This is a genomic window from Tistrella mobilis, assembly GCF_039634785.1.
Lineage (GTDB): Bacteria > Pseudomonadota > Alphaproteobacteria > Tistrellales > Tistrellaceae > Tistrella > Tistrella mobilis.
In genome coordinates this window covers 64144-77576 of record NZ_JBBIAB010000004.1, presented here as the reverse complement: position 1 = coordinate 77576, position 13433 = coordinate 64144, and the positions used below count along the sequence as shown (strand labels likewise).

Genomic DNA, 13433 nt, shown 5'->3' with positions numbered 1-13433 from the left:
GAAGGCCCGCCGTCGAGAGGCCCCGATGTCCGAAGAGACGCCGCACCGCACCTTCGGTGCCGACGCCCCCTCCACCCACGATTCCCCCTCTGGCCATGATGCTGCACCTGCCCAGGATCAGGGGCCGGTGCGCTTCAACCTGTCCGCCTGGGCGATCAGCCACCGGGCGCTGGTGCTGTTCATGATCCTGATCCTGGGTGTGGGCGGGATCTGGTCCTATATCCAGCTCGGCCGGGCCGAGGATCCGTCGTTCACCATCAAGACCATGGTGGTCTCGGCCCGCTGGCCGGGGGCGACCACGCTGGAGATGCAGTCCCAGGTCGCCGACGAGATCGAGAAGAAGCTCCAGGAACTGCCCCATCTCGAACGGCTGGACACCTATTCCCAGCCCGGCGCCACCTTCGTGCAGGTGACGCTCTCGGATGCGACCCCGCCGCGCGACGTGGCGGGGCTGTGGTATCAGGTGCGCAAGAAGGTGGGCGATATCCGCAACCGCCTGCCGTCGGGCGTGCTGGGGCCGTTCTTCAACGACGAATATGGCGACGTCTATTCGGCGCTCTACATGATCACCGCCGACGGGCTGGACCCGGCCGCCCTGGAAAAGGTGGCCGAGGGCATGCGCAGCCGGCTGCTGAAGGTGCCCGACGTCACCAAGGTCGATGTGATCGGCAACCAGGATCAGCGGGTCTGGGTGGAATTCAGCCACACCCGGATCGCGACGCTGGGCATCACCCCCCAGGCGATCTTCGAAAGCGTCGCCCGGCAGAATGCCGTGGCGCCGGCGGGCTCGGTCGATACCACCGCCGACCGGATCTATCTGCGCGTCACCGGGGCTTTCGATGCGGTGGAGCGGATCGCCGCCACGCCCATCCAGGCCGGTGGCCGGGTGTTCCGGCTGGGCGACGTCGCCGATGTCCGCCGCGGCTATGAAGACCCGGCCGATTTTCTGGTCCGCCAGGGCGGCAAGACCGCGGTGGGTGTGGGCGTCGCCATGGAAGACGGCGCCAACATCCTGACGCTGGGGGAAAATCTGGCCGGCGCCATGGCCGACATCCGCGCCGAACTGCCGGTCGGCATCGATGTGGTCCAGATCGCCGATCAGCCGCATGTGGTGGATGAATCGGTCGCCGAATTCGTGAAGGTGTTCATCGAGGCGCTGGTGATCGTGCTGGCGGTGAGCTTCCTGTCGCTGGGCCTGCGCACAGGCATCGTCGTCGCTTTCTCGGTGCCGCTGGTGCTCGCGATCGTCTTCCTGGTGATGTTCGCGATTGACATGGACCTGCACCGCATCTCTCTGGGGGCGCTGATCATCGCGCTCGGCCTGCTGGTCGATGATGCGATCATCGCCATCGAGATGATGGTGGTGAAGATGGAACAGGGCTGGAGCCGGGCGCGCGCCGCCACCTTCGCCTGGACCTCCACCGCCTTCCCGATGCTGACCGGCACGCTGGTCACCGCCGCGGGCTTTCTGCCGGTCGGTTTCGCCAAATCCAGCTCGGGCGAATATGCCGGCGCGATCTTCTGGGTGGTGGGCATTGCGCTGATCGCGTCCTGGTTCGTGGCGGTGATCTTCACGCCCTATCTGGGCTACAAGCTCTTGCCCGATTTCTCGAAGAAGAAGGGTGCCCATCACGACCCGGATGCGGTTTACGACACCCGGATCTATCGCATTCTGCGCCGGATGATCGGCTGGTGCGTCGGTCACCGGATCATCGTCATCCTGCTGACGGTCGGCATGTTCGCGGCCTCGATCGTCGGCACCGGCATGGTGCAGCAGCAGTTCTTCCCGACATCGACCCGGCCGGAACTGTTCTTCGAACTGCGCATGCCCGAGGGCACGGCGATCGGGGTGACCGATGCCGCCGCGCGCACGGCGGAACGGCTGCTGGTCGGCGACGAGGACATCCTCTCGTACACCACCTATGTCGGCCAGGGCTCGCCGCGCTTCTGGCTGGGCCTGAACCCGGTGCTGCCCAACACCGCTTTCGCCCAGATCGTGATCCTGACCCGCGACACCGAGGCGCGGGAACGGGTGAAGGCGCGGCTCGACAAGGCGATCGAAGAGGGCGCCGTCACCCAGGCGCGGGCCCGCGTCGACCGCTTCGTCTTCGGCCCGCCGGTGGGTTTCCCGGTCCAGTTCCGGGTGGTGGGCGACGACCCGCTGAAGGTGCGCGAGATCGCCTATCGGGTCCGCGATGTGATGCTGCAGAATGACAAGGTCGTCGACCCGCATCTGAACTGGAACGAGCAGCAGAAAAGCCTGCGGCTGGTGGTGGATCAGGATCGCGCCCGGGCGCTGGGCATGACGCCGGCCGACATTTCGGAATCGCTGCGCACCCTGCTCGACGGCTACACCATCACCCAGTATCGCGAGGGCAATGATCTGATCGACGTCGTCGCCCGGGCGGTGCCCGAGGAACGGCTGGATCTGGACCATCTGGCGGGGCTGACGATCGCCACCCGCGACGGCGTGCCGGTGCCGCTGGATCAGGTGGTGCGCATCGACTATGTCTTCGAAGAGCCGATCATCTGGCGCCGCAACCGCGAGATCGTGCTGACGGTGCGCGGCGACGTGATCGATGGCGTCCAGCCGCCCGACGTCACCAATGAACTGCTGCCGGCCCTGGCCGGGCTGAAGGCGGAGCTGCCGGCCGGCTACCGGATCGACACCGGTGGCTCGATCGAAGAGAGCGCCAAGGCCAACAAGGCGATCGCGGCGGTGATGCCGGTGATGCTGATCGTGATGCTCACCATCCTGATGGTTCAGCTGCAGTCGTTCTCGCGGCTCATCCTGGTGATCCTGACCGCACCGCTGGGGCTGATCGGTGCGGTGGGGGCGCTGCTGGCGACCAACCAGCCCTTCGGCTTCGTCGCCCTGCTGGGGCTGATCGCGCTCGCCGGCATGATCATGCGCAACACGGTGATCCTGATCGACCAGATCGAGGCCGATGTCCGCGCCGGACACAGCCGCGCCCAGGCGATCGTCGATGCCACGGTGCGCCGCTCCCGGCCGGTGGTGCTGACGGCGCTGGCCGCCATTCTGGGCATGATCCCGTTGTCGCACAGCGTGTTCTGGGGGCCCCTGGCGCTGACCATCATGGGCGGGCTGATGGGTGCCACCGTGCTGACCCTGCTGGCGCTGCCGGCCATCTATGCGCTGTGGTTCCGGGTGCCGCGCACCGAGGTGAAGGCGACCGTCCAGGCCGAGAACCAGGCGGCCCGCGAGCATGGCGGACATGATCACGGCTGAAGACCGGAGACCGACGAAAGAGGCCCCGCCTTCCGAAGGGAAGGCGGGGCCAGTCGCTGCTCAGGCGGAGCAGAAGCGGAAGCGTCAGGAACCGACTGCTCCCACCCGGCGCTTCAGGCGCCGGGGGCGAGGCAGTCGGTCATGGAACGCGCAAGAGCGGTGATCAGTTCCGGATAGGCGTCGGGGCCGGGGGTGAGATCGGCGCCGACCGGGTCGAGCACGGCGCTTTTGGCCGATGTGCCCTCGGTCAGCGTCTTCACCAGGCGCGGATCGAATTGCGGTTCTGCGAAGACGCAGGCGACGCCGCCATCGGTGATCCGCTGGCGCAGCTCGGTGATACGGCGCGCACCCGGCGGCTGCTCCGGATTGAGGGTCACCGAGCCGACGCCGGCCAGGCCATAGGCGGTTTCGAAATACTGATAGGCATCGTGGAAGACGATGAAGGGCCGCGTTTTGACCGGCGCCAGTTCGGCCGTGACTGTCTGGTCCAGCTTTGCCAGACGCGCATCATAGGCAGCGGCGTTGTCGCGATAGCGCGCGGCATGCTCCGGATCGGCTTCGGCCAGCACATGGGCGATTTCAGCCACCATCGCGCGGGCATTGGCCGGCGACAGCCAGACATGGCCGTCCATGGCGCCGTGATCATGGTCGTGATCCCCGTGCCCATGGTCGTCGTGCCCGTGGTCGTCGTGCCCATGGTCGTCGTGGGCATGGTCGTCATGGTCATGCCCGTCGTCGGCATGCCCATGCTCTTCATGCCCATGCTCTTCATGATCATGATCGTCGTGATCACCATGGGCGTGCTCATGCGGTTCCCAGACCCCGCCTTCGCGGATCGGCAGGGGCTTCACCCCCGGCGCGTCGATCATGGCGAGCGTGCGGGCCTTGCCGGCCAGACCGTCGACGATCCGGGGCATGAAGCTTTCGACCCCGGGGCCGGCCCAGATCACCACGCCGGCCCGGTCGAGCAGGCGGGCATCAGAGGGCTTCAGCGCATAGTCATGCGGGCTGGCGGCGCCCTGGACCAGCAGGTCGGGCGTGCCCACACCGGCCATCACGCCGGCCGCCAGCGCGTGCAGCGGCTTGATCGTCGCCACAACCACCGGCACGTCAGCCCGTGCCGAAGACGCACCACCAAGGGCGGTTCCGGCCAGCAGCAGGGCCGCTACCGCGGTTGCCTGCACACCCGTCATGCCTTGCATAGGCCCTCCTTGGATCTGCCCGGGCTGGCAATGATCCGGGCATCGATATAACATAACTCACTGAACCCGCAGAGTACGGAATGTTATAGCGTAGCGCAAGATGGCCAATCACGCTCACGACCACGCCCATGCCAGCCCGCATCCCGCACCCGCCGAGGGCGCGGCGGAGGCTTTTCCGCAGGGCGACCATGATCATCACGCCTGTGTCGCCACCGCGCTGGATGCGGCGGAGCGGATCTGTGCGGCCAATGGCGCGCGGCTGACCGATCTGCGCCGCCGGGTGCTGGAGCTGGTGCTGGAGGGGCACGAGCCGGTGCGCGCCTATGACGTGCTCGACCGGCTGAAGGACGAGCGCAGCGGCGCCGCACCGCCCACGGTCTATCGGGCGCTGGATTTCCTGCTGGAACAGGGGCTGGTGCATCGGATCGAGTCGATGAACGCCTTTGTCGGCTGCGGTCTGGCCGGGCGCAGCCATGCCGGCCAGTTCCTGATCTGCGATGCCTGCGGCCGCGTGGCCGAGGTGACCGATGCCGGCACCAGCGACCGCCTGGCGGCGCTGGCCAGGGCGGCCGGCTTCACGCTGAAGCGGCAGATGGTGGAGCTGCACGGGCTTTGCCCCGCCTGCACCACCGCGGCCGGCGAAGGGGATGCCGCATGACCGCGGTCGGCCTGATGTCGGACAGCCGCGACAGCCGCCCGGCGACCAGGCCCTCAGGGCCGCCGCTGGTTGAGATCCGCAACCTGCTGGTCGAGCGCGACGGCCGCCGGCTGCTGGACGGCATCGACCTTGCCATCGCCCCGGGGCGGATCGTCACCCTGATCGGCCCCAACGGGGCCGGCAAGTCGACGCTGGTCAAGGCGGCGCTCGGCCTGGTGGCGCCGTCGGCCGGCACGGTGGTGCGGCGGCCGGGGCTGCGGATCGGTTATGTGCCGCAATCGCTCGCCGTAGATCGCACCCTGCCGCTGACCGCGCGGCGCTTCATGACGCTCGCCGATGTCCATGGCAGCCGGCCCAGGGCGTCCGAGATCGCCGAGGCCCTGGCCGAAGCCGGGGCGGAAGGCCTGGAGACCCGGTCCTTCCACAAGCTGTCGGGGGGCGAGGCCAAGCGGGTGATGCTCGCTCGCGCCCTGTTGCAGCAGCCCGATCTGCTGGTGCTGGACGAGGCGGCGGCCCATCTGGACATGCCCGGCCAGATCGCCTTCTACCGCACACTGCGGGCGATCCGCGACCGGCGCGGTTGCGGCATCCTGATGGTCAGCCATGATCTGCATCTGGTGATGTCGGCGACCGACCATGTGCTGTGCCTGAACGGCCATGTCTGCTGTTCGGGCCACCCCGACGACGTCAGCCGCGACCCGGCCTTCCTTGCCCTGTTCGGGCCGCTGGGGGCGGATGCGCTGGCGCCCTATCACCACGCCCATGATCATGTGCACGACCATGTCCACGGGCCCGGGGGGTGTACCGCAGGCTGCGGGCCGGACGAGGTACCGCATGATCACGCTGCCGCCGGCCACCACCATCACCACTGACCGGACCCTGTCCCCCCGATGATCTTCGACGCATTCCTGCTCCGGGCGCTTGCCGGCGGCATCGGTCTCGCCCTGGTGATGGGGCCGCTCGGCTGTTTCGTGGTCTGGCGGCGCATGGCCTATTTCGGCGACACGCTGGCCCATTCGGCGCTGCTCGGCATCACGCTCGGCACCGTCACCGGGCTCGGCTTCGGGCCGGGCATCGTGATCGCCTGCCTGTCGGTCGCGGTGCTGCTGGTGATGATGAAGCGTCGCCAGGCCCTGGCCGAAGACACGCTGCTGGGCATCCTGGCCCATTCGGCGCTGTCGCTGGGGCTGGTCGCCATGGCGCTGGCCGGCAATCCGCGGGTCGACCTGATGGCCTATCTGTTCGGCGATATCCTGGCGATCCATGGCGGCGATCTCTGGTCGATCTGGCTGGGCGGCGCCGCCGTGCTGGCGGTGCTGGCGCTGCTCTGGCGCCGGCTGCTGACCATCACCGTCGACGAGGATCTGGCCCGGGTGGAGGGCGTGCCGGTGCTGGGCGTGCAACTGGCCTTCATGGCGCTGATCGCGCTGGTGATCGCACTCGCCATGAAGATCGTCGGCGTGCTGCTGGTGACGTCGCTGCTGGTCATCCCGGCCGCCGCCGCGCGGCGGCTGGCGCCAACCCCTGAGGCGATGGCAGTGATTGCGGCCCTGACCGGCGCCGTGGCGGTGACGCTGGGGCTGGGCGCCTCGCTGCTCTGGGATCTGCCGTCGGGGCCCGCCGTGGTGGTGGCGGCGGCCATGATCTTCGGCCTGGTCACCCTGCTGCCGCAGCGGCTGGTGGCGCCATAGCCCCCAAGGCGCGCCGCACCACCCTGACGTTCGGCATGCGGCAACACCACACGTCTTGATTTTTATGTGCGCCGATCTGAACCTCTCTTCCATCACGGCCGACAGGGAGAGGGGCGAGGCTGATGGCGACCATGATCCATTTCGCGACCAACCGCAAACCGGCACCGAAGACGGTGTTTTCGGAGAGCTTCAACGACGACCCGGACGAGCTGCGCTTCGGCACCGCAAGCTTCGACGGATCCGCGCTTTATCGCGCGCCGCTGGACGCGGTCGCCGCCAGTGCCGAGGTGACGATCCGGCCCGAGAATCTGGCCCGCAATCGCCTGGGCAGCACCGATGCCTTCGCCGCCATTCGCCAGGCCGTTTCCGGCAATCGCGATGTGCTGTTGTTTGTGCATGGTTACAATCACAGCTTCCGCGAGTCGCTGGGGCGGGCCGTGCAGATCCAGCAATGGCTGGCCGATGGCGGGCGGGACATGGTGATGGTTCTGTTCGCCTGGCCGTCGCTCGGCCGCGGGGTCAGCGGCCGCACCTATCGGGACGAGCGCGGCCGGGCGCAGATGTCGGGCCCGGCGCTCGGCCGGCTGCTGCTCAAGGCCGCCGATTTCCTGCGCGCCGGCCCGGGCGGAGCGGGGGATCCCGGGGCGGTGTGCACCGCGCGGATCCACCTTCTGGCCCACAGCATGGGCAACTGGGTGCTGCGTGGGGGCATCGGCCATATGCGCACCTTCGTCGGCGACAACATTCCGCCGCTGTTCGACGAGGTGATCCTGACGGCCGCGGACGAGGACGACGACACCCTGACTGCGCCGAAAAAACTGGCGCCGCTGCTGCGCGGCTGCCGCCGGGTGACGGTCTATTACAATCAGCAGGATCTGGCGCTGAAGGCGAGCGATGTGGCGATGGGCAATCCCGACCGGCTGGGCCAGTCGGGTCCGCTCAGGCCCGACACCCTGCCGGCCAAGATTGCCGCGATCAACGTCTCGCCGGCCATTCTGCGCAATCTGACCGGGGATCGCGCCTGGGAGGACGACCCGACCGGCCACCAGTATTTCCGCAACAATGCCGTGGTACGTGCCGACATGCTGCATGTGATGACCGGCGCGCTGGACGAGGACATCCCGAACCGCAGCCGCCGCCCGGGCTGGTGGCGGCTGGGGTAGGGGCGGGTCGGGGTCGGGACGGGCGATCAGCCGGCGGGGGCGATGCGCTTCGCGGCCCGCCGGCGGTTCAGTTCCCAGATCACCGCGCCCAGAATGGTGAGCGCGATCAGGATCAGCCCCAGCGCATTGACCGCGGGGGTGACACCGGTGCGCACCTTGCTGGCGATATAGACGGTGAGCGGCGTATCGAAGCCGCGCACGAACAGGGTGGTGTTGTAGTTCTCGAAGCTCTGCAGGAAGGCGATGAAGGCGGCGGCCAGCATGGTCGGCGCCAGAAAGGGCAGGGTGATGCGGCGGAACGAGGTCCAGGGGCTGGCCCCCAGATCGCGCGCGGCTTCCTCCAGCCCGCGGTCGAAGCGCTGCAGCCGCGCCTGGACCATCAGCATCACATAGGCCGCGATATAGGTGGACTGGGCGACGATGATCAGGAACAGCCCGCCGCCGACCTCGACCTGACGCCAGAAGACCAGGGTCGAGATGCCGATGATCACGCCCGGCGTCAGCAGGGGGGAGACCATCAGCGCGAAGCCGAAGCTGCGCGCCCGCCCGCGCAGCCCGTCGAGCAGCAGGGCTGCGGCGGTGCCGACCGGCACCGTGACCGCGACCACGCCGGCCGCGGCCAGCAGGCTGGTGGTCAGCCCTTCCCACATCTGCCTGTCGGACCACAGGGCGTCGAACCATTTGAGCGTGGTGCCGGCCCAGGGGGTGATGGTGGGCAGGCGGCTGTCGTTGAAGGTGGCCGCCCCCATCACGATCAGCGGCAGGAAGAGGTAGAACAGAAACAGGCCCAGATAGAGCCGCATCATCATGCGGCCCAGACGGTCTTCGCCGGTGGCGGTTCCGGTGCTCATCTTGCGATGTCTCCCACGCCGACCTTGAACACCCGCATCATGATCATGATGAAGCCCATGCAGATCAGCAGCAGCACGAAGGCATAGGCAGCGCCCATATGCCAGTTGCCACCCTCGAAGAACCAGTCATAGATGATCTGGGTGAACCAGCGGCTGCCGGGCGAGCCGAGCAGGGCCGGCACGGCATAGGAGCCGGCGGCGAGCATGAAGGTCATGATGCAGCCGGTGGCGATGCCCGGCTTGGCATGGGGGATCACCACCCGGCGGTGGATGCGCGGCCAGCCGGCCCCCAGATCGCGGGCGGCTTCGATCTGTGCCCGGTCCAGGCTTTCGATCGCGTTGTAGATCGGGAAGACCATGAACAGCACATAAGCATAGACCATGCCGACCAGCACCGCGCCGTTGCCGTCGATCCAGCGCACCGGCTGATCGATGACGCCGAGGCCGAGCAGAAGGCCGTTCAGCGGCCCGTTCAGCGCCAGGATGATGTACCAGGCGAAAGTACGCAGCACCTCGTTGATCCAGAACGGAATGATCAGGATCAGCATCACGGTCGCCGCCCGCCTGCGGGTGGCGACCTGGGCCAGGTAATAGGCGATGGGGTAGCAGGCGACCAGGGTCAGCAGGGTGACCAGCGCGCTCGCCCAGATCGTCTTGATGAAGATGGCGAAATGGATCTGGTTCGAGAACAGCGCGGCATAGTTGGCAAAGCTGCGGATGTCCTCCGGCCCGCCGACCTTCGAGGGCGGCAGGTTGGGGCGCAGCGAATAGTCCAGCATCCAGAGCTGCGGCAGCACCACCAGGATCAGCACCCAGACCGCGCTGATCCCCAGAATGGCGAAGGCGAGGGCCGGGCCGCGCCGGCGGATCATGTCACCCATCGGCCAGCACCACCGCATCCTGCGGCCCGAAGGCGAGGCCGATGCGCACACCCGGCGCCAGCGGCGGCAGATTGCCGTCATTGACCAGCTGGGCCAGAAATTCGGCCGGCAGCCCCGGGCCATGGCCTTCGGGCCGGGCGACCAGATGCAGAAAGGCGCCTTCGAAGCGCTGATCGGTCACCACCGCCGGCAGGGCGCCGATGGCGGAGAGCCCCTCGGCGGCGGTCAGGCGCATGCGTTCGGGGCGCACGAACAGGGCGGCCGGCTGGCCGGCCTTCAGCGGCGCGGGCGCGATGCCGGCCATCGGGCCGAAGGCGGTGTCGACCACCGCCTCGTTGCCGTCCATGCCGGTCACCCGGCCGGCGATGCGGTTGGCCTCGCCCACGAAGCCCGCGACGAAGGCGGTGCGCGGCCGGTCGTAGAGTTCGGCCGGGGCCGCGACCTGCTGGACGCGGCCGGCGCTCATCACCGCCACCTCGTCGGACATGGCCAGCGCCTCGCCCTGATCATGGGTGATGTAGATGAAGGTGACGCCGGTGCGCTGCTGCAGGGCGCGAAGTTCCGCCCGCATGTGCTGGCGCAGCTTCAGATCCAGCGCCGAAAGCGGCTCGTCGAGCAGCAGCACCTGCGGCTCCACTGCCAGCGCGCGGGCGATGGCGACGCGCTGACGCTGACCGCCCGAGAGGTCGGTGACCTTCTTGTCGGCGATGCCGGGCAGGGCGATGACGTCGAGCAGCTTCTCGACCCGCTTGCGACGCTCGGCCGCGGCGATGCCGCGGACTTCCAGGCCGAAGCCGATATTCTCGGCCACGGTCATCAGCGGGAACAGCGCCAGGTTCTGGAAGATCATGGCGGTCGGCCGCTGTTCGGGCCGCTGGCCGGCCATGTCGCGGCCACCGATCAGCACCCGGCCGGAGGTCGGCTCCAGGAACCCGCCGATCATGCGCAGCAGCGTGGTCTTGCCACAGCCCGAGGGGCCCAGGATCGAGAAGAAATGGCCGGGGGCAATGGTCAGGTCGACGTCGTCGACGGCCGCGGGGCCGGCGCCGAAGCGCATGGTGACGTGTTCAAGGGTGACGCCGTGGCTCATGGGATGCCGTTTCGTCTCCGGTGGGTGGACTCCGAAAGCGGCGCCCCCGGGCCCGGGGGCGCCGCTTCAGGCCGTTCCGGCTCAGGCGGACAGGAACTGGTCCTGATAGCCGTTGCGCTTGGCGACGAACCAGCTTTCCTGCACCGGCCACCACCACAGCTTGTCCAGCGCGTCGCCCGGATAGGCGGCGGCGAAGAAGGCCTTGTTCTCGGGCGTCAGCAGCGCGTCGGCGCCCTTGACGGTGGAGTTGTAGCCCATGTGGTTGGCCAGCATCGCGCCCGCTTCCGGGGTCAGCAGCCAATTGATGAAGGCATAGGCGTTGTCGAGGTTCGGCGCCTTCGAGGTGAGGCACACGCCTTCCATCCAGGCCAGCGCGCCTTCCTTGGGCGCCACATAGCCGAAGGGCAGGCCTTCCTTGGACAGGGCCAGCGACGACGAATCCCAGGTCTGGCCGATCACGCAGCCATTGGCGCGGAAGGCGCCCTGGGCCTCGTTTTCGTTGCTCCAGAACTGGCCGACATTCTTCTTGTGCTTGATGGCCTCGGCGATGATGACGTCGTAGTTCTTCGTCATCGTGGCCTCGTCCTTGAAGCTGTCGCGATAGGGCGCGGGCAGCTTGCCTTCGGATTCGAGCCAGAGACCCAGGCCGGCCAGGGCCGAATGGGCGCGGACGGTGACCTTGCCGGCGAAGTCCGGCTTCCACAGATCGCCGAAGCTGGCCTTGCCGTATTCCAGCGGCGCCTGCTGCTTGTGGAAGGTCAGCGCCTCGGTGCCCCAGTCGACCGGCACGATATAGCGCTTGCCGCCGATCACGCCGCCCATGCCGGCCGAGCCCGAAATGGTGGCGGGCAGCAGGCGGTCGAAGGCGACCTTGCCCTCGTCGATCGGCTGCACCAGCTCGAACTCGACATAGTTGGGCACGCGGTCGACGGTCGGCCAGATGATGTCGAAACCGCCGCCCTGGCTGGCGCGGAGCTGGTTCAGCAGCTCGTCATTGGTGCCGTATTCGGTGCGCACCGGGGTGATGCCGGTGGCCGACTTGAAGGCGTCCAGCATCTCGTCGGTGACATAGCCGGCCCAGGCGAAGATCCGGACCTCGCCACCCGCCGCGCGGGCCGGGTTCAGGATCGCCGGGCCCGTGAGGGCGAGGGCGGCGCCGCCGAGAGCCGAGGCCTTGAGCAGGCCGCGGCGGGTGAAGGCACGGGCCGCGGCGGCGGTCCCGGCCGCCACGGAGTTGGCATCGACCTTGTCGGTCATCGTCGGCTCCTCTCGAACGCAGTCTGGATCCGGCACCGGGGCGTATCGCCCGACCCGGAGGGCTTCTCAGGCAGGGGCTGCGGAGGGTGACGTCGCGACCGGTGCAGATCTCCCGTCGACGGACTGCCGGTGTAGGCCGGCTCTCCCGCTCCCCGAAACGCCGTACGCTGCGCCCGATAGCATCGCACGTCACCGATCATTCGCAAAGTCGGGACCGCACCACCTGTGGTGGTGGCTGCTCCCGGTTGCGTCAGACGTCCGTCCCGCTCCCTGATCTGGCGCACCATAATCCGATTGCGTGTCGCTTTTTTGACGACCCGGTATCGATCCGTGACACCGCGGCGAATTTCGGCTTCCGCCGTGGCGCGGGGCCGGTCCGGGCGCTAAACTTCGGCTCCGGAGCCTGCGGCCCGCCGCGCGGATCGTGCATCTGCGGTGCCAGGGCTCCGGCGCGCGACACCGGACGTTCCGGGGTCCCGGAGCGTCTGACACCTTGGAACGAGGGAAGCCGGCCGATGAAGACGATACTGGTCCCCATGCATGGCGACGATGGCGACGCCGTGGCGCTCGAGACCGCCCATTCCGTCGCGCAGCATTTCAAGAGCCATATCGAAGCCCTGCTGATCCGCCACGACCCGCAGATCCTGGCCGGTGACGGCCTGGTCATCCCGTCGGACTATCTGGTCGAGATGGGCAATCGCTGGCAGAACATGGCCGAGCGGGTGCGCAAGGTCTATGAGGAGACGGTCACCCGGCTGGGCATTCAGAAGGCCGAGATCGATGCCGGCGGTGCCGCACTCGGCTGCCCGACCGCATCCTGGCGCGAGCTTTCGGGCCAGGAAGCCGAGGTGGTCGGCCATCAGTCGCGGGTCTTCGATCTGACCATCGTCGCCCGCCCCGACGATCCGGCGCGCGACCTCTGGCGGGTGACCGCCGAGGCGGTGCTGTTCGATGGCGGCCGGCCGGTTCTGGTCACCCCGCAGGCCCCGCGCGCCGAGCTGGGCCGCAAGGTGCTGGTCGCCTGGAACGGCAGCACCGAGACCGCGCAATGCGTGGCCATGGCGATGCCCTGGCTGACCACCGCCGACGAGGTGCTGGTGCTGGCGGTGAAGGGCGGCATGGTGCCCGGCCCCTCGGCCGAGGAACTGGCGCGGCATCTGGCCCGCAACGGCGTCGCCGCCGGCGCGCGCACGCTGGACGAGGGCGACCGCAGCGTCGCCGAGGTGATCATCGCCGAGGCCCATGCCATGGGCGCCGACCTGATCGTGAAGGGTGCCTATACCCAGAGCCGCTTCCGGCAGATGATCTTCGGCGGCGTCACCAACGACCTGCTGCACCGCTCGCCGCTGCCGGTGCTGTTCGCGCATTGATGTCGGAACCGGGGCGAGGC

The 13433-nt window shown here is 68.4% G+C and carries 11 protein-coding genes; 6 read left to right on the top strand and 5 right to left on the bottom strand.

Going from position 1 to position 13433, the window contains the following annotated elements:
* Positions 1 to 25 precede the first annotated feature (25 nt).
* Positions 26 to 3250, top strand: a complete 3225-nt coding sequence (locus WI697_RS06870) for an efflux RND transporter permease subunit (RefSeq protein WP_345957926.1) — start codon at positions 26 to 28, stop codon at positions 3248 to 3250.
* Between the two features lie 113 nt (positions 3251 to 3363).
* Here WI697_RS06870 and WI697_RS06865 read toward each other — a convergent pair whose 3' ends face one another.
* Entirely contained in the window at positions 3364 to 4443 is a 1080-nt protein-coding gene (locus WI697_RS06865; RefSeq protein WP_345957925.1) for a zinc ABC transporter substrate-binding protein, read from the bottom strand.
* Between the two features lie 109 nt (positions 4444 to 4552).
* Between WI697_RS06865 and WI697_RS06860 the strand changes: the two genes are divergently transcribed.
* The 4 genes from WI697_RS06860 (at position 4553) to WI697_RS06845 (ending at position 7964) form a co-directional block, all read left to right on the top strand.
* Positions 4553 to 5110 (top strand): transcriptional repressor, encoded by a 558-nt coding sequence (locus WI697_RS06860; protein ID WP_345957924.1) that lies wholly within the window; start codon positions 4553 to 4555, stop codon positions 5108 to 5110.
* Positions 5107 to 5982: a metal ABC transporter ATP-binding protein gene (locus WI697_RS06855; RefSeq protein WP_345957923.1), complete on the top strand. Its 876-nt coding sequence runs from the start codon at positions 5107 to 5109 to the stop codon at positions 5980 to 5982. The genes WI697_RS06860 and WI697_RS06855 overlap by 4 nt, the downstream gene beginning before the upstream one ends.
* Before the next feature lie 18 nt (positions 5983 to 6000).
* Positions 6001 to 6801 (top strand): iron chelate uptake ABC transporter family permease subunit, encoded by an 801-nt coding sequence (locus WI697_RS06850; RefSeq protein WP_062760964.1) that lies wholly within the window; start codon positions 6001 to 6003, stop codon positions 6799 to 6801.
* A 122-nt stretch (positions 6802 to 6923) separates the two neighbouring features.
* On the top strand, positions 6924 to 7964 hold the full coding sequence (locus tag WI697_RS06845; RefSeq protein WP_345957922.1) for an alpha/beta hydrolase: 1041 nt from the start codon (positions 6924 to 6926) through the stop codon (positions 7962 to 7964).
* 26 nt (positions 7965 to 7990) lie between these two features.
* Here WI697_RS06845 and WI697_RS06840 read toward each other — a convergent pair whose 3' ends face one another.
* From WI697_RS06840 to WI697_RS06825, 4 genes are all read right to left on the bottom strand, one after another.
* Positions 7991 to 8815: an ABC transporter permease gene (locus WI697_RS06840; RefSeq protein ID WP_345957921.1), complete on the bottom strand. Its 825-nt coding sequence runs from the start codon at positions 8813 to 8815 to the stop codon at positions 7991 to 7993.
* Positions 8812 to 9696, bottom strand: a complete 885-nt coding sequence (locus tag WI697_RS06835; RefSeq protein WP_041604866.1) for an ABC transporter permease — start codon at positions 9694 to 9696, stop codon at positions 8812 to 8814. The genes WI697_RS06840 and WI697_RS06835 overlap by 4 nt, the downstream gene beginning before the upstream one ends.
* Positions 9689 to 10786 (bottom strand): ABC transporter ATP-binding protein, encoded by a 1098-nt coding sequence (locus WI697_RS06830; RefSeq protein WP_062760958.1) that lies wholly within the window; start codon positions 10784 to 10786, stop codon positions 9689 to 9691. Before WI697_RS06830 ends, WI697_RS06835 begins: the two co-directional genes overlap by 8 nt.
* 81 nt (positions 10787 to 10867) lie before the next feature.
* Entirely contained in the window at positions 10868 to 12043 is a 1176-nt protein-coding gene (locus WI697_RS06825; protein WP_296711889.1) for an extracellular solute-binding protein, read from the bottom strand.
* Between the two features lie 515 nt (positions 12044 to 12558).
* Between WI697_RS06825 and WI697_RS06820 the strand changes: the two genes are divergently transcribed.
* Complete coding sequence (locus WI697_RS06820) at positions 12559 to 13413, top strand: universal stress protein (RefSeq protein ID WP_051045321.1); 855 nt, start codon at positions 12559 to 12561, stop codon at positions 13411 to 13413.
* Positions 13414 to 13433 lie beyond the last annotated feature (20 nt).